This window comes from Rhodococcus sp. YH1 (assembly GCF_009939605.1).
Lineage (GTDB): Bacteria > Actinomycetota > Actinomycetes > Mycobacteriales > Mycobacteriaceae > Rhodococcus > Rhodococcus aetherivorans.
In genome coordinates, this window is sequence record NZ_WVTE01000174.1 from 1 (window position 1) to 20199 (window position 20199).

17 protein-coding genes are annotated in these 20199 nt (G+C 68.4%); 13 read left to right on the forward strand and 4 right to left on the reverse strand.

Annotation, left to right across the window (positions count from 1 at the left end):
* Positions 1–533 precede the first annotated feature (533 nt).
* The gene (locus tag AIIKEEIJ_RS33670; protein WP_255326693.1) at positions 534–656 is read right to left on the reverse strand and encodes a hypothetical protein; all 123 of its coding nucleotides are present in this window, start codon (positions 654–656) and stop codon (positions 534–536) included.
* A 441-nt stretch (positions 657–1097) separates the two neighbouring features.
* On the opposite strand from AIIKEEIJ_RS33670, the gene AIIKEEIJ_RS13770 reads away from it, so the two are divergent.
* The 3 genes from AIIKEEIJ_RS13770 (at position 1098) to AIIKEEIJ_RS13780 (ending at position 4667) form a co-directional block, all read left to right on the forward strand.
* Positions 1098–2492: an SLC13 family permease gene (locus tag AIIKEEIJ_RS13770; protein WP_161995880.1), complete on the forward strand. Its 1395-nt coding sequence runs from the start codon at positions 1098–1100 to the stop codon at positions 2490–2492.
* 208 nt (positions 2493–2700) lie between these two features.
* On the forward strand, positions 2701–3813 hold the full coding sequence (locus tag AIIKEEIJ_RS13775) for a PrpF domain-containing protein (RefSeq protein ID WP_161995904.1): 1113 nt from the start codon (positions 2701–2703) through the stop codon (positions 3811–3813).
* A gap of 8 nt (positions 3814–3821) precedes the next feature.
* Positions 3822–4667, forward strand: a complete 846-nt coding sequence (locus AIIKEEIJ_RS13780) for an aldolase/citrate lyase family protein (protein ID WP_161995881.1) — start codon at positions 3822–3824, stop codon at positions 4665–4667.
* Positions 4668–4696: 29 nt separating this feature from the next.
* On the opposite strand, the gene AIIKEEIJ_RS13785 is transcribed toward AIIKEEIJ_RS13780, so the two are convergent.
* A complete protein-coding gene (locus tag AIIKEEIJ_RS13785; RefSeq protein WP_161995882.1) occupies positions 4697–5617 on the reverse strand; it encodes a LysR substrate-binding domain-containing protein in 921 nt (306 codons plus the stop codon).
* A gap of 220 nt (positions 5618–5837) precedes the next feature.
* Between AIIKEEIJ_RS13785 and AIIKEEIJ_RS13790 the strand changes: the two genes are divergently transcribed.
* From AIIKEEIJ_RS13790 to AIIKEEIJ_RS13835, 10 genes are all read left to right on the forward strand, one after another.
* Complete coding sequence (locus tag AIIKEEIJ_RS13790) at positions 5838–7103, forward strand: CoA transferase (RefSeq protein WP_161995883.1); 1266 nt, start codon at positions 5838–5840, stop codon at positions 7101–7103.
* Positions 7103–7894: an aldolase/citrate lyase family protein gene (locus AIIKEEIJ_RS13795; RefSeq protein WP_161995884.1), complete on the forward strand. Its 792-nt coding sequence runs from the start codon at positions 7103–7105 to the stop codon at positions 7892–7894. Before AIIKEEIJ_RS13790 ends, AIIKEEIJ_RS13795 begins: the two co-directional genes overlap by 1 nt.
* 501 nt (positions 7895–8395) lie before the next feature.
* Entirely contained in the window at positions 8396–8605 is a 210-nt protein-coding gene (locus tag AIIKEEIJ_RS13800; RefSeq protein WP_161995885.1) for a hypothetical protein, read from the forward strand.
* A 161-nt stretch (positions 8606–8766) separates the two neighbouring features.
* Complete coding sequence (locus AIIKEEIJ_RS13805; protein WP_161995886.1) at positions 8767–9099, forward strand: hypothetical protein; 333 nt, start codon at positions 8767–8769, stop codon at positions 9097–9099.
* 41 nt (positions 9100–9140) lie between these two features.
* Complete coding sequence (locus AIIKEEIJ_RS13810) at positions 9141–9728, forward strand: DUF3558 domain-containing protein (protein WP_338020952.1); 588 nt, start codon at positions 9141–9143, stop codon at positions 9726–9728.
* A gap of 98 nt (positions 9729–9826) precedes the next feature.
* The gene (locus AIIKEEIJ_RS13815; RefSeq protein WP_202917014.1) at positions 9827–11338 is read left to right on the forward strand and encodes a DUF3375 family protein; all 1512 of its coding nucleotides are present in this window, start codon (positions 9827–9829) and stop codon (positions 11336–11338) included.
* Positions 11335–11940, forward strand: coding sequence for a DUF4194 domain-containing protein (locus AIIKEEIJ_RS13820; protein ID WP_040275769.1), 606 nt, complete (start codon positions 11335–11337; stop codon positions 11938–11940). The genes AIIKEEIJ_RS13815 and AIIKEEIJ_RS13820 overlap by 4 nt, the downstream gene beginning before the upstream one ends.
* Complete coding sequence (locus AIIKEEIJ_RS13825) at positions 11937–15236, forward strand: ATP-binding protein (RefSeq protein ID WP_161995888.1); 3300 nt, start codon at positions 11937–11939, stop codon at positions 15234–15236. Before AIIKEEIJ_RS13820 ends, AIIKEEIJ_RS13825 begins: the two co-directional genes overlap by 4 nt.
* Complete coding sequence (locus AIIKEEIJ_RS13830) at positions 15233–16369, forward strand: DUF3322 domain-containing protein (protein WP_161995889.1); 1137 nt, start codon at positions 15233–15235, stop codon at positions 16367–16369. The genes AIIKEEIJ_RS13825 and AIIKEEIJ_RS13830 overlap by 4 nt, the downstream gene beginning before the upstream one ends.
* A 275-nt stretch (positions 16370–16644) precedes the next feature.
* Positions 16645–18135, forward strand: coding sequence for a stealth conserved region 3 domain-containing protein (locus AIIKEEIJ_RS13835; RefSeq protein WP_161995890.1), 1491 nt, complete (start codon positions 16645–16647; stop codon positions 18133–18135).
* Positions 18136–18233: 98 nt separating this feature from the next.
* Here the strand turns inward: AIIKEEIJ_RS13835 and AIIKEEIJ_RS13840 are convergent, their stop codons facing one another.
* Positions 18234–19193 (reverse strand): DUF1214 domain-containing protein, encoded by a 960-nt coding sequence (locus tag AIIKEEIJ_RS13840; protein WP_161995891.1) that lies wholly within the window; start codon positions 19191–19193, stop codon positions 18234–18236.
* A gap of 118 nt (positions 19194–19311) precedes the next feature.
* Positions 19312–20103, reverse strand: a complete 792-nt coding sequence (locus AIIKEEIJ_RS13845; protein ID WP_170914062.1) for an IclR family transcriptional regulator — start codon at positions 20101–20103, stop codon at positions 19312–19314.
* Between the last annotated feature and the right edge of the window lie 96 nt (positions 20104–20199).

Genomic DNA, 20199 nt, shown 5'->3' on the forward strand with positions numbered 1-20199 from the left:
TGCCGAAGGCACGACGCAGTGGTTCGTCACTCGGCAGTGCGCGTTCCAGGTCGGTTGCGTACGTGATCGAGAGGTCCTCGGACACGGTGAGGAGGCCCGTGTCGAATGCGACATCTGGGGCAGGCCGTCAGTCCGTTCAGGTGGTCGAGGCGCTCCTTGCTGGTGCTGTCTCGCCACGGCTTGATGTGGCTCGCAGGGAACCGTCGCGGCCTGCGACCTCCCTTGATCACGCTCCCCATGCCGCAGAACATGCACCGGTTGCCGTGGTTGGTGAGCACCGCCTTGGCGAATCGATGCTTACCGATTCGAACGGTCGAGGTGAGCAAACGCTGCGTGATCTCGACCGGCACATCCTGCCGCCCACGCGTCCACTTCTCGACAATCCCCTCGAGTTCTCGCTCGACGGCGGCCGTTTGCAGAGGCCGGGAAGGTGCTGGACTGGAAAGCCGGCTCGATGCGCGCTGCTGCCGGACCGACTGTGGTCGACGAGCACGAGGCACACAGCGACAGGACAACCTCGTTCTGGACGAAGTTCACCTGCCGCTGTCCTCCACCTGTTCGGCCAGGTCGAGGACCGGGACCAGCCCGGCCGCGGACACGAGATTGTGTTCGTCGAACACCCCGGACCCAGCCGTGAAGGTGTCCGATGATTGCACTGAAAGTGCCTCTACGTATACGGGTAGTCGTGACATCGAGAATCTCGATTCTCTCACTACGGGAAGCGCTTTCGTCGTTCACACGCCGTCACGGCCGGCGCGGTCTCCACGGATCCGGCCTCAGCGATGCCGAGAAGCAGGAACAGGGTCACCACATCGAACGGGTTCCGCCTCACCCCTCCGGGTGAGCCTTCAGTTCAACTAAAGCCCACCATAGCGATTCGACATTGTCATGAACACGGGCCGCTTCTAATGTGATGTAGGTAATGGTCAAGCGAAGGATGTGACATGCAAATGGTCACTCTTCCGGCACCCTGCGGGAACGCCTCGTGCGACGTGGACTGCGACAGCAAGACACGTTCCGCCTCGCTTGACCCGCCCGTTCGCAACTGCCGATCGGGCGCCGTTCGATCCGCCTCGCGGTGAACCGAAAGAACGCTCATGACTTCCATCGAGATACTGCCACTGATCGCATTGGTGGCGATGTTCGTGATCGCCACCTTCTTCCCCATCAACATCGGCATATTGGGGTTCATCGGCGCGTTCGTCGTGGGGGCGTTCCTCCTCGGCTACGACGACAAGGAGATCCTCGCCGAGTTCCCCAGTTCGATCGTGCTGACGATCATCGGCGTCACCTACTTCTTCGGCATGGCGAAGAAGAACGGGACCATCGACCTCCTCGTCAACACCTGCATACGCAGCGTCCGCGGACGAGTGACGATCGTTCCCTGGGTGTTCTTCTTCTGCGCCTCGGTACTCACGGCCTTGGGCACGTTCAGCCCGGCGGCCGTCGCCTTGATCACGCCGGCGGCGATGTCGTTCGCCGCTCGCACCCGGATGAGCCCGCTGGTGATGGGCATCATGACCATCAACGGCGCACACGCCGGAGCATTCTCGCCGATCTCGGTCTCGGGCGTCCTCGTCCGTGACATCGTCGAATCGAGTGGGTTGACGATCGCCCCGTGGACCCTGTTCTTCGCCAGCTACGGCATCAACCTGCTGCTCTCGGTCCTGACCGTGATCGGCTACGCCGTTCTCGCCCGGATGCGGAACCTCGAATTCACCGCTACCGGCTCGAGTGACGAGTTCGAATCCGACGGCGGCGGGAGTCCTCGCCGCACTCCCGTCGAGGGACCCGGCACGGCCCCGTCCGGCAGCTCGGCCGGAGGAACCGGCACCCAGGTACTCATCCGGACCCCGCGCACCGAGATCGTCACCGAACCCGCACGACAGCCGGTCACCGCCGTGCAGAAGCTCACCCTCGTCCTGATCGCCGCGGTGCTGGTGCTGGTGCTGGTGCTGCACATGCCGATCAGCTTCGTCGCCATCGCCGCCGGTGCGATCCTCGCGTTCACCGACCTGTCTAAGCAGAGTGAGGCCATCGCCGGTATCAGCTGGTCCACGGTGCTGCTCGTGGCGGGCATGGTCACCTATGTCTCCCTCATGGAGGAGATCGGCACGCTCGACCATCTCGCGGAGATGGCGATCACCATCGGGGCCCCCCTGCTGGTCGCCGTCGTGCTCTGCTATGTCATCGGCGTCACCTCGGCGTTCGCGTCGTCGACCGCACTGCTCACCGCTGTCATCCCGCTCGCGCTTCCGCTGCTGCAGACCGGAGCACTCCCGGTCGTCGGCGTCGTGGCGGCCCTCGCCATCTCGGCCACCGTGGTCGACGTATCCCCGTTCTCGACCAACGGCGCGCTCGTCCTCGCCAACGCCCAAAACATCGAACGCCCCCGGTTCTACCGCCAGCTGCTGCTGAACGCGGGCATCGTGGTCGCGATCGCGCCGATGCTGTGCTGGCTGCTGCTGGTGGCCATCCCGGCCCTGGCCTGACGCGTCGACGCCACCCCCTGAGAGTTTAACTCGAGTTAACCCTCATCGAGAAATCCGCCATTGTTCTCCACCCTGATCTCGGTCAGGGTGGGTAGTGGGACACCGCTGGCACCTACGCTCCCTATCCGATCGGAGCCTCCAGCGGTGCCTCACACACTCTTCCAACCCGAAAGGTGGGCCGACCGTGTTCACACTCCGTGGAACCTGGATGCGGGGAGGCACCAGCAAGTGCTGGCTGTTCAACGCCGTGGACGTCGATCCCCTCATCCCCCAGGCAGGGGGGCTGGACGCCATCTTGACCTCCGCGTTCGGCTCCGGCGACCCGCGCCAGCTCGATGGTGTCGGGGGCGGCAGCTCGACCACGTCGAAGGCGGCGATCGTGCGCCGCTCCAGCGAGTCCGGCATCGACGTCGACTACCTGTTCGCCCAGGTCGCGATCGGTGACCGGCAGGTCGAATGGGGCAGCAACTGCGGGAACTGCGCCACCGCGATCGGACTGTATGCGCTGCAATCCGGCTTCGTTCCGGTCGACTCCGCGGTGACGACCGTGCGAATGCGCAACCAGAACACGGGCGCAATCCTCACTGCCGAGATCGCGACCCCGGGCGGAATGATCCCCACCGAGGGTGACGCGGCCGTGCCAGGCACCAGCGCGCTGGGCGTCCCGGTTGGCCTCACCTTCGCCGGTCTCGCTGCCGATACAGCCACACTGCTGCCCACCGGCTCAGCCGCCGAACAGATTTCGATCGAGGACCACACGTACCGCGCCACGATGGTCGCCGCCGGCGCTCCGGCGGCGTTGTTCGACGCCGCCGACCTCGGACTGACCGGCGCAGAAGACAATCGGACCATCGCCGAACACCTGCCGCTGCTTCTCCGACTGCGACGGGAATCATCGTTGCGGATGGGACTGAGCAAACCGGGAGACCCGATCACACACGCGATCCCCAAGGTCGGCGTCGTCGGCCCGCCGGTGGACTACCGCACCAGCGCGGGCGTCGACATCAACGAAGACGACTACGACATCTCCGTCCGGATGCTGTCGATGCTTGCCCCGCACCCCGCAATCGGACTGACGTCCGCTGTCGCCGTCGCCGCGGCGTCCACCGTGACCGGTGGCGTCGTCACCCACAACACACGGGTCCGGTGGCCCGGATCGCTACGGATAGGGACGCCCGCCGGGGTCCTCGACGTCGACCTCACCACCTCGCCCGACGGTATCCTCGAATCGGTCACCTTGCACCGGGCGGCCCGACGCATCGCAGTGGCGGAACTCTTCGTCACCGGCCCGGCGCCCGCACTGGTCGGGTTGGCACGGTGAAGGTCCGAATGCCCGAGAACGCCACGATCGCACCCCGGACAATCGACGCGCGGATCGCCCGCTCCTGGCTGCTGGTCAACGGCGGCCGGATCGACTTGTTCGACCAGGCCGAACGTTCCTGCGCCGATCAGATCGTCCTCGACATCGAGGACGCAGTCGATCCGCAACGGAAGTCCTCAGCACGCGAGGACGTTGCCGTCTGGCTCGAACACTCCTCGGCCTGGGTCCGGATCAACGACCGGTCCTCGAAGTACTGGAGCGACGACGTCGATCGACTCGCCGGCCTTCCCGGACTGGCGGGCGTAATGCTCGCGAAAACTGAAGCGGCAGAACATATCACCGAAACGTTCGACCGACTCGGCGGAGGCACCCCAGTCCTTGCCCTGGTCGAATCCGCCCTCGGCATCGAGCAGGCCGGCGCTATCGCCCGCGCCCGCGGCGTGTTCCGGCTCGCCTTCGGCAGCGGTGACTATCGCCGGGACACCGGCACGAGCGCCGACGACCTCGCCATGGCGTACCCTCGCTCCCGACTGGTGGTCGCCAGCCGGGTCGGCCGGCTGCCCGGACCGATCGACGGCCCCACCGTCAGCAACGGCCACACCGTGTTGCGCGAACAGTCCGCAGTGACCGTCTCCCTCGGCCTTACCGGAAAGCTGTGCCTGGACACCGATCAGCTGCAGGTGATCAACGAGGCCATCAGCCCTACACCGTCGGATGTCACCTGGGCGCGGCAGTTCCTGGCCGATTTCGAAGCCCGCGGCCGCATCATCCGCGACGGCAGCGACCTACCCCGCCTCGGGCGGGCCGAGCAGATCACTCGCCTCGCCGACGCGTTCGGCATCTGCCGGAACTGACAGGCATCCTTCCGGGGAGGGTCGGGCCCCTATCCGGCCTCGAATCCCTCCTGCAGTAGGCGGGCGGCGGCAGTGCACACCGCGATTCCTTCCTGCGCGGCCGGGCTCAGCCGCCGCTCGGTCAGATGCGCGACCAGGATGCGCCGCTGCGGCGGGCGGGTCGCGAGGGGAATCGACCGGACGTCGGGCCGGAGGTTGAGCACGGCCAGGCGCGGCGCGATGGCCACACCGAGCTCGACGGCCACCATCGCCTGTACCTCACCGTAGTCGTGCGCGAACACACTCGTCCGAGGCATGAAACCACCTTGATTACAGAGCTTTTCGAGTGTCTGGGCAACCGGGTGATCGTCGGCGCGCACCACCCACGACTCGTCGCGCAGTTCGGTGATCCGGATCGAGTCGCGGTCGGCCAGACGGTGCCGCTCCGACACCAGCAACACGGTCGGATCGTTCATCAGGTGGTGGTAGGTCAACGTGGGGTCGTCGATCCGGTTCCATTCGTAGTCCCACAGCAACGACAATTCGGTCTCCCGCCGGCGCAGGGCGTCGACCAGTTGCGCGAACCGGCCGCTGAGCACCTTCAGATCGACGCCCGGGTGCCGCGTCTTGAACTCCTTGACCACCAGCGGCAGCAGTGACGATCCGGCCGTGGGAAAGGTGCCGATCGCCAGCACACCGGCCCGCAGCCCCTTGATCTCCGCGAGTTCGGCCTCGGCGGCCTCCAGCTCGACCAGGATACGTTCGGTGTGCCGAACCACCGAGCTTCCGGCCTCGGTCAGCACGATGCCTCGCGCGTGCCGTTCCAGAAGCGGCTGCCCCGCCTCCTTCTCCAGCTTCGCGATCTGTTGGGACACAGCCGAAGTGGTATACCCGAGCGCGGACGCCGCCGCGGTGATCGACCCGTGCGCGGCGACCGTGCGCAGTGTGAACATCCTGGCCGTATCCAGCACGCGCCACCCCTGACTTTAGACAAAGTTAACTGCTGTCGATATGCCCGTGATTGTAGTTGAACCGGAGGGATGGCAATCTCGAGGTGGCGGCCCCGGCGCCACGGACTTTTCGGTCGCGCCATGACCCTGCCGGCATCACCCGTCGGTCCGCGCTCGTGCACCCCGGCCGCTGTCGAGCGCCGCACCTGTATCGACCTTCCCCACCATCCGAGGACAGCTTATGACTGCACACCCGAGCGACAGTTACTCGACCCACGACCACCCTGGCACGAGCACAGCCGACAGCCCTCCTCCGACACGTGGCCCGTTGCACGGCCTCCGCGTCCTCGACATCAGTACCGTCTACGCCGCACCGATCACCGCCATGCTCCTCGGTGATTTCGGCGCGGACGTAATCAAGATCGAGCACCCCTCGGGCGATCCCGCCCGCTCACACGGAGCCCGGAAGGACGGCCACGGACTGTGGTGGAAGGTCATCGCCCGTAACAAGAAGTGCATCACTCTCGATCTCAGCACCGACGAAGGCCAGCTGATACTCCGCGACCTCGTGATCGATGCCGACGTGCTGGTGGAGAACTTCCGCCCCGGCGTACTCGAGAAGTGGGGGCTGGGTCCGGACCGACTCCATGCCGTCAATCCGGGACTGGTCCTGCTCCGCGTCACCGGGTTCGGCCAATCCGGACCCTACGCCGAGCGCCGCGCATTCGGCACCCTGGCCGAGGCGATGAGTGGCTTTGCCCACCAAACCGGGACGGAGGACGGTCCACCGACGCTGCCGCCCTTCGGACTCGCCGACGGCGTTGCCGGACTTGCCGGCGCATTCGGCGTGGTGACCGCACTCCTCCACCGCAACGGCTCGGCCGGCCGCGGACAGGTCATCGACATGTCACTACTCGAACCACTCCTGGGAATTCTCGGCCCCGGGCCCACCGCCTACGACCAACTCGGCACCATCGCCGGCCGCAACGGCAACCGCTCCCCCAATAACGCCCCACGCAACACCTACCTCACCAAGGATGGCCGGTGGGTTGCCGTCTCCGCGAGCGCCACCTCTGTCGCCGCGCGGGTCATGCGCCTGGTCGGCCGACCTGACATCGTCGAGCAATCCTGGTTCGACTCCGCCGGCGAACGCAGCCGCAACGGCGAACTGCTCGACGACGCGGTTGCGAAGTGGATCGCAGACAGACCCCTGCACGAAGTCACGGCCGAGTTCGAACGGGTCGGCGCCGCGCTCGCACCCATCTACGACGTCGCGCAACTCATGAGTGATCCGCAGGTCCTCGCCCGTGACTGCATCACGACCGTCGACGACGAAGACCTCGGCCCGATCAAGATGCAGAACGTCATGCTTCGCATGCTCGGGACTCCGGGCGCGATCAAGTTCCCCGGCCGCCGCCTCGGGCAGGACAACCAGGAGTTCTACCGGGACACCCTCGGCATCGACCAGGAACGAATGACCGAACTCACCGAGAAGGGCGTCCTTTGATGAACCGCAGCTACCTCTTCGCGCCTGGCCACAACCTGAATCTGCTCGGAAAGGTGTTCCACGCCGGCGCCGACGCCGTCATCCTCGATCTCGAGGACGCGGTGCCGCCCTCCGAGAAGCGGACCGCCAGGGCAAACGTCGCATCCGTCGTCACCACCAGGACCGCATGGGTGCGAATCAACGCCCCCGGAACCGGACTCGCCGCCGCTGATCTGCATGCCGTCGCTGCATCGGCACACGGCATCCGCATCCCCAAGGTCGAAACACTCGACGACGTTCACTGGGTCGCAGCCCGGGCCCCGGAAAAACCCCTGATCTGCGCCATCGAAACCGCGAAAGGGGTCGCCAATGCCTTCGATATCGCCGGTCACCCGGCGGTGACGCATCTCGCACTCGGCGGTATCGACCTGCAGAAGGACCTCGGCACGGGAGACGGGGACATACCGATGCAGTACGTGCGATCCCACCTCGTCGTCGCCGCGCGCGCCGCCGGCATCGCCCCACCGATCGACAGCGTCTACCCCCACCTCGATGACAATGACGGACTCATCCAGCAGGCCGCCCACAGTCGCAGCCTCGGCCTGTTCGGCAAGTCCGCAATTCACCCCGCCCAGCTGACGGCCATCCATGCCACCTTCACTTCGGGACAGGAGGACATCGACTGGGCCCGCGAAGTGGTCGACGCATTCGAGAAGGCCGGCGGAGCCGCGGTCCGGCTACCCGGAGGTGAATTCGTGGATCTCCCCGTCGCAGAGCGGGCACAAAAGATCTTGGACGCCGCGCGAACGTGATGCCGTCATGCTCCGCACCGTCTACACCACGTAGTGCACGAACGCGTGCCGCCTGCCATGAGCAGATGCTTCGGCCGACGCATCATCTCCCGATACGCCGGCTGGTGGCTACCGAGAGTAGACCTAGGACAGCAAGATGGCGATGAGCACGGTTCCGCGGCTGCCGGAGTGCAAGTACCGGTTCGGCAACTCCCCCAGCCTGCGAACGTTGGCGGCCTCGTCGAGCACCGCGAGCAGGGATGGCGGCAGCCGCTTCGATACCGTGGTGACTCCGTACTGGGGGGCGTTCCCGCGATGAGGAGCAGCCACCAGAACGCGTCGAACTTCCCGACCGTCTCGCGCACGAAGTCTGGGCCTCGCTGTCCAAGGTGACGCCGGGGGATTCTTCGGTTTCTGCATCGCCGTCGCAATCGGTACCGGCGCGCTGCTGTTCGCGATCTGACCCGCCATCGTGGTTTACCCACGGAGGTTCGATGCGCCCCGCACATCTGTGCATCCGCTTTGGGCTCGACGTCGCCCATCGGCCCTGGCTTCGACGGCCTGGCGCTGACGATCTTTGTCGTCGTCGGCATCTGCGGAGTGATCGCACCGATTCTCGCCGTGGTGGGCGACCGGGGAGCGCCGACCTTCGACAAGCACTCCGCCTGGATGCTCGCCTCCGGCCTGACCGCACACACTCTCGCAGAAGCAGGCCTGACACTGGCGCTGTGAGACACCGACCCCGCCGACGAGAACCGAATCGTCCCGACCGAATCGCACGCGAGCTCGGTCGGGACGCAGGCGTCTCAACCCCCCATTCTCGAATGAGAATCCCGCGTGACCTGCAAACGAATGCGTTACAGTTCCCGGGCCAACTGATACCGGGGGGATTCATGGCAGAGAGACTTCGTTTGGAACCGCGGACGATCGAGGAGATCGTCGCCATCTGCGACACCATGCTGACGACACTTCGCAACGCAGCACGCCATGCAAGCGACCTGACCGATGCACCAAGTTTCGGGGGCTTCAAGTCGGCCGAAGACCTCCGCGCCGGCTTCGTTCGCAAAGCCCGCGGCACACCCGAATCGCTCTACGAACGACTGGAACAATTCGAGGCGGTGCTCAGCGGCATGCGAGAAGCGTTCGCCTCCGGCGGTGAGGGGTTTCTCGCGGCCGAAAACAACTGGACCGCCCGTCTGCACGCCCTGAACCAGGACGAGCTGTGACCGCGGGCCGTACCGGTGCCGCAATCACAGGGACACTTATTGTGCTTGCATCGCTCTCAGCGTGCACTGCCTCGTCCCCCAACTCGGAATCCACAGACGAGGCCCCGAGTACCCCAACAGCAACGACACGAGTACCGCGCCTGGTGGACGGGTCCGACCGACCTCTCGTCGCCTTCGACCCGTGCCTCGACATCCCCGACGACGTTCTTGCCGCGGCAGGCTACGACCCGAACTCCGAAGACAACACGGATTTCGCGGCGACGCACTACACGATGCTCGGCTGTTCCTATGACGGCGTCCTGAAGTTTCCCGGCGTTGCCGCCTACGCCCTGACGGTGAGATCGGCCAACTTCGACTGGGCAATCGAACTCCAGAAGACCGCCGACAACGGCGACGACGTCATTCCATCTGAGATCGCGGGCCGACGCGCACTGCTGAAGACCAACCTGTCCCTCCCCGAACGTTGCGGCATGAGCGTCGAGACGTCCTACGGCGTGCTCATTTTCGCTCAGGTTCTTTTCGGCAAGGGCGGCGCTCGCGTACCCGAAGCGCAATGGTGCACCGGTCTCGAAGACATCGCCGAGCGCATTGTCACCGTCCTCGACGATTTCGAGGCCCACAACCGCTGACTCCGCCACCTTGTGCGGATTCCAGCCCGCATGCCGGGGTCGAATCCACTCAAATGCGGTTGGCCGCGCCCACGACGCTGTCGCCGCAGTGTGTCAGCATGGTCGAACCCGACACCGGAGGGAGCGTCGTGTCCACCGCCGACCTGCACCGCCTGGCGCGTCTGCGTCAGGAGCACCCGGCGTGGGCGCTGCTGCGGTCGGACAATGCGGCCGCGGTGCTGGCGCTGCTGGGCCGGCACTTCGATCGCGGCACACGCCGGCTGCCGGCCCCGGAGCTGTTCGCCCGCCTCGATGCGGACCTGCAGGAACTGCGCGACGAGGGCTTCGAGCTGCCGCGCACCGGTCAGGCCTATTGTGCGGACTGGGTGCGCGCGGGTTACCTGCTGCGCCGCGCGAGCGCCGACGCCCGGGAGGAGACCCTCGAACCGACCGAGGCGACGTTCGCCGCGCTCACGTTCGTCGCGGGCCTGACGACCGCCACGAGCTCGGTCACCGAGTCGCGGCTGACCACCCTGTCGAGCCAGCTCCAGGCGCTGGCGCGGGACTCGGACCCACGCAGCGAGAGCCGCCTGGCGGCGTTGCGGGCCGAGCGCGCCGAGCTGGACCGGCAGATCGCCGCCGTCGAATCCGGGGACTTTCCCGTGCTGGACGGGAACCGCGCGGTGGAACGGTCCGCGGAGATCCTGGCGCTGGCCGGGGAGATCCCGGGTGACTTCGCGCGGGTGCGCGCCGAGTTGGAGGCGCTCAACCGGGAGCTGCGGGCCCGGATCCTCGACGACGAGGGCGACCGTGGCGACACCCTCGGCGAGGTGTTCCGCGGGGTCGATCTGATCGGCAGCTCCGACGCCGGCCGCAGCTTCGCCGGCTTCTACGACATGATCATCGACCCGGAGCGGTCGTCGCAGCTCGACGACTGGATCGAGGCGGTGCTGCAACGCCCGTTCGCGCAGCAGCTCACCACCGAGCAACGGGGTCGGTTCCGCACCCTGCTCACCGAGATGGAGGACGCCGGCGGCGAGGTCCACACGACGATGACGTCGCTGTCGCGTTCGCTGCGCCACTTCGTGCAGTCCCGCCACTACGAGGAGCACCGGCGCCTGCAGCGGCTGTTGCGCTCGGCCCAGCAGCAGGCCCTGCAGGTGGCGCAGCGCCGCAAACCATACGACCTGCTGGACCTCGAGCTCGTGCGGGTCGGCATGGGCATCGATTCGGTGGCAGCGCTGCGGCTGCACAACCCGGCCGACGACCTGGTGGCCGAGCCGGTGGTGACGCAGCCGGTCGGCGAGGTGGATCTGGAGGAGTTGCGCCGCATCGTCCGCGAATCGGAGATCGACATGGACGAGCTGGCCGGCAACGTCGCCGCCACGCTGCGTTCCCGCGGCAGCGCCACGATCGGCGACGTGCTGCGCGATCATCCCGCCACGCAAGGTCTGGCCAGCGCGGTAGGTCTGCTGGTGCTCGCCGCGGAGCACGGTCACCGCGTCGACGGCACCGAGGAGATCGCGTGGACGTCCCCGTCGGGCGCGACCCGCGTCGCGACGGTGCGGCGGCACCTGTTCGACCCGACCGACACCGAGTTCACCGCCCGCATCACCGAGGACGCGTCATGACCGAATCGACCACCCGCACGGGGCTGTATCCGGGCGACACCGGCGAACTCGACCTCGATACCCGCCGCGCGCTGGTGCAACTACTCAAGGGACCGCTCGTCACCGCCGACAAGCACCCGGAGGTGTGGCGGACGGTGATCCGCGACGAGCGGGTGCTGCGGTCCCGGCTCGCGGACGTGTTTCTCGATCTCGTCGTCGACGAGGACGATCAGCTCGCGTTCACCCGCCCCGCCGACACGGGCGACCACAAGGCCCCGACGGTGCTGCGCACCGAGCGGCTCACGTTCATGGACACCGTGATGCTGCTGGCGTTGCGGCACCGGCTGCTGCGCGCCCAGCCGGGCGAGCGGGTGATCGTCGACTTCGACGAGGTGGCCGGGCAGCTGGAAATGTACCGCGCCGCGACGAGCACCGATCCGGCCGGCTTCCGCAAACGGGTCAACGCGTCGTGGGAGAAGTTGAAGAAGTACACGCTGCTGGCGTCGACGTCCACGGAGGGCCGGATGGAGGTCTCTCCGGTGTTGCGGCAGTTGTTCGACGCCGATCAGGTCGCCGCCGTCGAGGCCGAGTTCCGGCGCATCGTCGAGGAGGACGCGCCGTGAGCGCCGCCCCCATCCACCCCGGCCAGTTCCGGCTCGCGCGGGTGCAGGTGGTCAACTGGGGCACCCTGCACGGGCATCACGACATTCCCTTGGCCCGCAAGGGTTTTCTCATCACGGGCGCGTCCGGCTCGGGCAAGTCGACGCTCATCGACGCGATCTCGACGGTGCTCATGCCGGGCGGCAGCGTGCGGTTCAACGCGGCCGCGCAGGAGTCGGCGGCCGGGTCGGGCCGCAACTTCGTCAGCTACATCCGTGGCGCGTGGCGGCGCGAGGCCGACGCCGACACCGATGCGCTCACCGCCTCCTACCTGCGCACCGGCGCCACGTGGAGCGCGGTCGCGCTGACGTACAACGCCGCCGACGGCACGGCCCCGGTGACCCTGGTCAAGCTCATGCACCTGCGCCGGGGCGCCAACGCCAACAACGAGATCTCGCACCTGCACCTGATCCTCGACACCGACGTGGAGCTGACCGACCTCGAACCGTTCGTCACGCGGGGAATCGACACCCGGGGCATCCGCAAGCGCTGGCCGGACGCGGTCGTCAACCCCAGCTACGCGCCGTTCGCCCGCGCGTTCCGGTCCAAGCTCGGCATCTCGTCGGAGGCCGCGCAGCGGCTGCTGCACCGCACGCTGTCCGCGAAGAGCCTGAACAGCCTCGACCAGCTGTTGCGCGACTACATGCTCGACGAGCCGCCGACGTTCGCGATGGCCGAGCGGGCCACCACGCAGTTCCGCGAGCTGCGCGAGGCGCATCGCGTCGTCGTCGACGCCCGTCGTCAGGTCGAGACGCTCGAGCCGCTCGTCGCGCTGGCCGACACCCGTCGCACCGGGCTGCAGTCCCAGCGCGACCTGCAGGACGAGACCGATCACCTCGACGCGGTGCACGCCCGGATGACGGTGGACCTGCTCAGCGACAGGCTCGACGAGACGCGGGCGCAGACGGGTCTGCTGCAGGCCGCCGCGGACAAGACCGCCGACGAGGCCGACCGCGCCGGCGAACGCACCCTCGATCTGCGGGTGCGCGCCGAGAGCGCCGGCGACGGCCGGCTCGCGACCCTCCGCGTGCACAAGGAGACCGCCGAGACCGCACTCGAACGAATCACCCGGCAACGCAAACGATTCGACGTCGCCCTCGCGCACTGGGAGGCGGAGACACCGGCCGCCGCGGACGACTTCGCGCATCTGCAGGCCCAGCTCGAGAGGGAACTGCGCGAGCTCGACGCGACCGCCGACACGCGCAGGGCCGAACTGTACGAGGTGGCCGGCGCGCTCGCCGAGCGCCGGAAGACGATCCGCGAACTGATCGCCGACCGGGAGGTCCTGGCCCGGCGCCGGTCGAACCTCGATCCCGACCTGCTGCGCGCCCGGGAACTGGTGTGCTCGGCGGCCGGACTCGGCGAGGACGCCCTGCACTTCGCGGGCGAGCTGATCGCGGTGCGCGCCGAGCACGCCGAGTGGACGGGTCCGATCGAGCGGGTCCTGGGCGGATTCGGGCGCACCCTGCTGGTGCCCGACGAGCTGTACCCGCGGGTGGCCGCCGCCGTCGACGCACACCATCTCGGTGCCCGCCTCGTATACCGGCGAGTCCGGACGGGCGTCGGTGCGCCGGACGCACCCACCACCGCCGACGGCTCGCTCGTCCGCAAGCTCGAGGTGCGCCCCGGCCCGCTCGCCGCGTGGCTGCAGCACCACCTGGCGGACCGCTTCGACTACGCGTGCGTCGACACCGCCGACGACCTGCGCGGCGTCCCGCGGGGCGTGACCCGGGCCGGTCAGGTCAAGCACGGTGGCGACCGGCACGAGAAGGACGACCGGCGGCGCATCGACGACCGCAGCCGCTGGGTCCTCGGCTTCGACAACGAGGCCAAGCTCGCCGACCTGCGCCGGCGCATCGGCGACGCCGAGACCGACGTCGACGCGCTGCAACGGCGGCAGGAGGCTCTCGAGCGTGCCGAGTCCGCGATCCAGCTGCGCCGGCAGGCCGCCGCGGTGATCCGCGAGTCCGCGTGGTCCGACGTCGACGTCGCGGCGGCGGGGAACGCGGTGGACGCGATCGAGGAACGGCTGCGCGAGTGGATGCAGGGCAACACCGAATACGCCACGCTCACCGCGGATCTGGCTCGCGCCGAGAGCGAGGAACGCGCCGCCCGGCAGGCGCACACCGCGGCGCTGGCCAAGCTCGAACAGCACCGGGACGAGCTGACCCGGGTGCAGGCGCGGCTCGACGAGGCGCAGGCCCACGCCGGCACGGCGGTGCCCGACCCGATCGCCGCGCGCATCCGGGCCCGGTTCGCCGCGGCGGTCCGCCGCGTCACCGTCGACAACATCGACCGGGCCCTGAGCACGGTGGGTCGCGCGATCAACGAGGAGATGCGGTCCGCGCAGCACGACACCGCGGACGCCGAGCGCCGCATCACCGCCATCCTCACCGGCTACCTCGCCGAGTGGGAGGCGCGGCGCGCCGAGATGCGCTCCGAGGCCGAGTACGTCGACGACGCCCTCGCGGTGCTCGCCCGGCTGCGCAGCGACGGCCTGCCCGCCTACGAGGACGAGTTCTTCCGGCTGCTGCGCGAGCAGTCGCACCGCAACATCGGGGAGCTGGCGCGCGCGATCCGTAAGGCTCCGGGTGAGATCCGCTCACGTATCGAGCCGGTGAACGAATCGCTGCGCCGCTCGCCGTTCGACACCGACCGGATCCTGCGCATCGACGTCAAGGACCGGCGCTCCCCCGCCGCGTCGGAGTTCCTGGCGGAGCTGCTGCAGATCACGAGCGGCGCGTGGAAGGAGGAGGACCGGGCCGCGGCGGAGCGGCGGTTCGAACAGATGGCGGCGGTGCTCGAACGGCTCGACTCCGGCGAGCCCGCCGACCTGCGGTGGAAGCGCCTCGTGCTCGACTCCCGCCTGCATGTCGGATTCATCGGGGTGGAGGTCGACCCGGAGGGCAACGACGCCAACTATCACGACTCGAGCTCCGGCCTGTCGGGTGGACAGGCGCAGAAGCTGGTGTTCTTCTGCCTCGCGGCGGCGCTGCGCTATCAGCTGGCCGCCGCCGGGGAGGAGCTGCCGCGCTACGGCACCGTGATCCTCGACGAGGCGTTCGATCGCGCCGACCCCGCGTACACGCGACGGGCGCTGGACGTGTTCACCCAGTTCGGGTTCCACATGGTGCTTGCCACCCCGCTCAAGCTGCTGCAGACCCTCGACGACTACATCGACGGCGTGGCCGCGGTGAGCATCCGCGACAAGCGCTACTCGCAGATCGCACTGTTGCCGATCCGCGGGGACGGCACGTGAGCGCACTGTGCGTGCCGCCGTCCGCGGTCGCCGGCAAGGCCCAGGTTGCCTACCGCAGCCGCCGCACCCGATGGATCACCGATCCCACTGCGGCCGAATCGGATTCGCTGTCGATCGGGCTGCATCCGCCGTCCGAGCGGCGGGTCGCGCAGGATCCCGACGCCGTCGTCGCGTGGGTGCGTGCCTGGCACGGCTACCCGGGTGCCGGGCGGGTCGAGTGGGAGACGCGGCGCTGGCCGAGCTTCGGCACGCAGGAAGTGCCGATGCGCCTGCTGCTTTCGGGCGCGACCGAGATCGCCGCCGCGGCCGCACGAGCACCCGAGTGGCGCACCCTCACCGAACGGCAGGCGCGGCTGCTCGACGGACTCGGCCCCGGCACCGCGACGCTCGCGACAGCGATCGCCGCGACGCATGCCCGCTGGCTGGAGCTGGACGAGCCGGACTTCGCGCGGCTCGTCGCGGCGGTGCGCTGGCTGGCCGAGCATCCGTCGTCGGGGCTGTTCGTCCGCCAGCTGCCGGTGCCCGGCGTCGACACCAAATGGGTGTCGCGGCACCGCGGCCTGGTCGAGACGCTGCTCGACGGCGTGCGGGGCGATCGTGACCTGGGGGTGCGGTCGCTGCCGCGGATGTGCGAGGTGGCCGTGTGCGACCGGGCGCTGCTGGCGGGGGCGCCCCGGATCTTCGCGACGTCGCTCGACGAGCTGGCGGCACTGCCGGTGAAGCCGGCCCGCACCCTGATCCTGGAGAACAAGGAGGGCCTGCACGCGCTGCCGGAGCTGCCGGCGACGGTGGCGGTGCACGGCGGTGGCTACGCGGTGCACGAGCTGGCGGACGTGCCGTGGCTCGCCGCCTCCGACGTCGTGTACTGGGGTGACCTGGACACGCACGGTTTCGCGATCCTCGACCGGCTCCGCGGCCGCCTCCCGCACGTGCGCAGCCTGCTCATGGACCGCGGCACCGTCGAGCGGTGGCGCGACCTCGCCGTGCCCGAGGCGTCACCCGCCCCGCACACGCCCGCACACCTGACCGGACCGGAACGCGACGCGCTGGCGACGGTGCGTGCCGAGGGTCTGCGGCTCGAACAGGAGCGGATCCCGTGGCCGTACGTCGTCGCCCATCTCGAGGCGCTGTAGGCGCGGGCGTCGAGCCTGCCGCCCCGCCCGGGCCGCCGGTTCCGGGGTCGCCTTCCCTCCTGCGCCTTCACGATGTGCCTGAAGTTGCAATAGTGAACTAGAATCAAACTTCTCGTTCCCGGGATCTTTCGCGGGAAATCCCTTCACAGGAAAGGAGCACTCCGACGCACACGCCGGCCCCCCACACCGTTCATCTCGTCTCCCTGCCCCACAGCGTCGGGGAGGCTCCCCCGATCGCGTCCGAGCGGCCCCGGTTGCACGGCCACCCGGACATCGTGTGGTTCCGGGATCGCTATGCGATCCCCATCTCGACGACCACGCCGCACGAGGCGATGCTCGAGGATTTGCATTTCGTGCGCCGGGTCCTCGACGACGCCGGCATCGACTATCTGCTGGTCCGCGGCGACGGCGCGCGCCCGGTGCTGGCGGTGGACTGGGCCGACCGCAAGGAACTCCGCGCCGCGCTGGTCGTCGCGTGCACCGACGAACCGTTCTACTCCAAGACGGTCGGCGCCAAGCGGCGCCGTCCGGTGCTCGTCGCCGACGGCCGGCTTTCCCCTAGTTCCAAGGACCGGGCGTTCCGACTGTTCCGGCCGCGAGTCGAGCTGACCAGCGGGCTGCGGTACGGGGCGTCGAACGGGGTGCAGATCGAGCTGTGGTCGCACACCGACGACGAAATCCTCCTGCCGAAAGAGAACGCCCTGACCCGGCGCAGCGTGCCGCGGGAGGAGATCACCCGCACCACCGTCGAGCGCTACGGGCAGACGTGGCCGACGATCGAGGGGATGTTCGCGACCCATCCGTCGGACGTCCCGTTCGAGATCGACCTGGTGTTCTCGTGGGTGGACGGCTCGTCGAAGGAGTGGCAGGCCGAACGCGCCAAGCGCATGCAGAACTACGTGGTGGGCGAGGGCGACGACTCCCCCGCGCGCTTCCGGCAGATCAACGAGCTGAAGTACGCGCTGCGCTCCGTGCACATGTATGCGCCGTGGATCCGGCGGATCTTCGTCGCGACCGACTCGGAGCGACCGGACTGGCTGGCCGACGACGGCCGGGTCACGTTCGTGCGCAGCGAGGAGTTCTTCGCCGACCCGTCGGTGCTGCCCACCCACAATTCGCAGGCCGTCGAGTGCCAGCTGCATCACATCCCGGGTCTGTCCGAGCACTTCCTGTACTCGAACGACGACATGTTCTTCGGCCGCGCGGTGGATCCGCAGATGTTCTTCTCCGCCGGCGGGGTCACGAAGTTCATCGAGGCGGACACCCGGATCGGGTTGGGCCGGAACCACAAGAAGCGCAGCGGTTTCGAGAACGCGGCACGCGTGAATCGCCGGCTGCTCGAGGACCGGTTCGGGGTGACGATCACCCGGCACCTCGAACACACGCCGGTGCCCCTGCGCAAGAGCATCATGGTGGAGATGGAGCGGGAGTTCGCGGAGGAGTTCGCCGCGACGGCGGCGAGCACGTTCCGGGCCGCGGAGAACATCTCGGTGACGAACTCCTTCTACCACTACTACGCGCTGATGACCGGCCGGGCGGTGCAGCAGACGACGGCCCGCATGCGGTACGTCGACACGACGATGAAATCGGGGCTGCGCGAGCTGGACACGCTGCTGGCGAAGCGGAAGATGGACTTCTTCTGCCTCAACGACGGCAGCGTGCCCGAGGTCGACCTCGAGGTGCGGACGGCCAAGGTCACGCAGTTCCTGGAGCGGTACTACCCGATCCCGGCGCCGTGGGAGACGGACTACCCGGGGCGGGCGTGACCTGCGCTCTCGGACGCACCGGGCCGCCCCGCTTATCCGCGGGGCGGCCCGGCCGGGTGAACGCGAACTCGGGGACGACGCCGGGCCGGCGTCGACGCTCACCGCCCGTTCGGTGACGAGGCGAGGGCGGGAAACACCCAGCTTCCGTCGAGGACCTCCGCACGCGGGCGATACAGGCGAACGAGATAGTTCCACCCCTCCGTGAGGGGAAGGTGATTGGCGCGGTCCGCATCGTCGCCGCCACCGAAACGGACGGTGATCGAGCCGTCGGCGTTGGGAACGCCTGTGAGGTTGTTGATGCTGTAGGCGTGGTGCTCGTTCGGTTCGAAGAAGCCCTCGGCGTTGTAGACCGAGACGGACCAGAAGCCGTCGACGGGCACATCGCCGACGGTCAACTCGTACTCTCCGACCGGCAGTCCCGGATCGACACCGATGTACACGGCCTCCTCGGTCGGAAGGCCGCCCCAGCCGGCGGCGGTACCGATCAGGTGCCGGACCGGGTCGACGGTGTTCCGGGCACCGAACATCCGATCGAAGCCGGTCAGTCCTCGTGCCAGCGCCAGCAGCGCCTCCCGCGTCGCGTCGAGGCTCGCACGGTCGTAGTCGGGCGCCGCGAACGGCGTCGACGAGCCGACTTCGAGACGGAACCGGTCCTGGAGCGAGACCACGGTGCGGACGTCGTCCGGATCGGAGGGATCGACGAGAATCCGCACCGCGACGGCGACGTACGGTGTCGGGAACTCGTCGGCCGTGAACCTGTGCTCTCCCGGGTCGTGGAGGATCCGATCGACATGGTGGTCCTGGTCGACCACCATCACGGACATGTACCGCCGACCGCCGTCGGGGATGGTGAGCGTCGCTCCCTCCGAGGTGTCGACGATCGCGAGGCTGTACAGGGTGTCGCGGTTCATCCGGATCACCGTCTGCTGCTCGACCGAGGCGGGCTCCCGGTTGTGCCGGAGCACATTGATGCCCCCGGCGTCCCGCTGAAGGTCGAGAAACATCCGATCCGTCTCCGCGCGAACGAAGTTGTCCACATTCACCGGAATCGATGTCATGCGCGGCAGCCTAGACGACGAACACCCCATGCGCTGTCCGATTCGTCCGCCTCCGCGACGGACCGGGGTTCCCTGCCGGAACTGCCGGGCCGGCCGCCGGGCACGGTGCGGCCCCGTCTCATTCCGGCTCCGACATCCGCGCGCGGCGCGCGAGGGTGGCGGCGACGCCGGCCGCGGCCGCGCGCACCGACGTGGCGTGCCGCTCGGGATGGAAGCGGGCCACGGGACCGGTGACACTGAGGGCCGCGATCGGCCGGTCGTCGGGGTCGAGTACCGGCGCGGCGACGCAGGTGATGCCCATCGCGGATTCCTCGCGTTCGTACGCGACCCCCTCGTCGACGATGCGTTCGAGCTGTGCGCGCAGCAGTCCGGGCCCGGACAGCGTCTTCGGTGTGCGCCGTTCGAGTGGCCCGGCGAGCACCCTCTCGATGATCTCCGGATCGGAGTATGCGAGGAGGGCCTTTCCGATGGCCGTGCAGTGCAGCGGCATTCGGCCACCGAGACGGGACGGGGAGCGGGCCTGCCGGTGTCCCCCAATCTTGGAGATGTAGACCACTTCGGTGCCCTCGAGGATGCCGAGGTGCACCGTCTCGTGCGTCCGCTCGTACAGGTCCTCCATGAACGGGGTTGCGACCTCGATCAAGCTGCGTTCGGTGGACGCCCGCATTCCGAGTTCGAACAGTTGCCCGCTCAGCCGGTAGCCGGCCTGGGTGCGGTCGAGAAGGCGCACCTTGACGAGGTCGGAGACCAGCCGGTGCAGGGTGCCCTTGGGGATGCCGGTGCGCCGGCCGAGTTCCGCGAGGCTGAGCCCGTGGTCGTCGACGGTGAACGCATACAGCACGGTGACGACCTTGCCGAGCACGGTGTTCGGGTCGATCTGCACGTCGCTGGGAGTGTGCACCGCATTCACCCTTTCGTCCGGTGACCTGGCGATTCGGGTCACCCGCCACTGTACGTTCCACTGAGTCGAACACTTTCCTGGCCGGATGCCGGCTCGCCCGGCGAC

Coding starts and splice junctions, on each gene's coding strand:
- AIIKEEIJ_RS13770 (WP_161995880.1), top strand. CDS start 1,098: ATGACTTCCATCGAGATACTGCCACTGATCGCATTGGTGGCGATGTTC.
- AIIKEEIJ_RS13775 (WP_161995904.1), top strand. CDS start 2,701: ATGCGGGGAGGCACCAGCAAGTGCTGGCTGTTCAACGCCGTGGACGTC.
- AIIKEEIJ_RS13780 (WP_161995881.1), top strand. CDS start 3,822: ATGCCCGAGAACGCCACGATCGCACCCCGGACAATCGACGCGCGGATC.
- AIIKEEIJ_RS13790 (WP_161995883.1), top strand. CDS start 5,838: ATGACTGCACACCCGAGCGACAGTTACTCGACCCACGACCACCCTGGC.
- AIIKEEIJ_RS13795 (WP_161995884.1), top strand. CDS start 7,103: ATGAACCGCAGCTACCTCTTCGCGCCTGGCCACAACCTGAATCTGCTC.
- AIIKEEIJ_RS13805 (WP_161995886.1), top strand. CDS start 8,767: ATGGCAGAGAGACTTCGTTTGGAACCGCGGACGATCGAGGAGATCGTC.
- AIIKEEIJ_RS13815 (WP_202917014.1), top strand. CDS start 9,827: ATGGTCGAACCCGACACCGGAGGGAGCGTCGTGTCCACCGCCGACCTG.
- AIIKEEIJ_RS13820 (WP_040275769.1), top strand. CDS start 11,335: ATGACCGAATCGACCACCCGCACGGGGCTGTATCCGGGCGACACCGGC.
- AIIKEEIJ_RS13840 (WP_161995891.1), bottom strand. CDS start 19,193: ATGACATCGATTCCGGTGAATGTGGACAACTTCGTTCGCGCGGAGACG.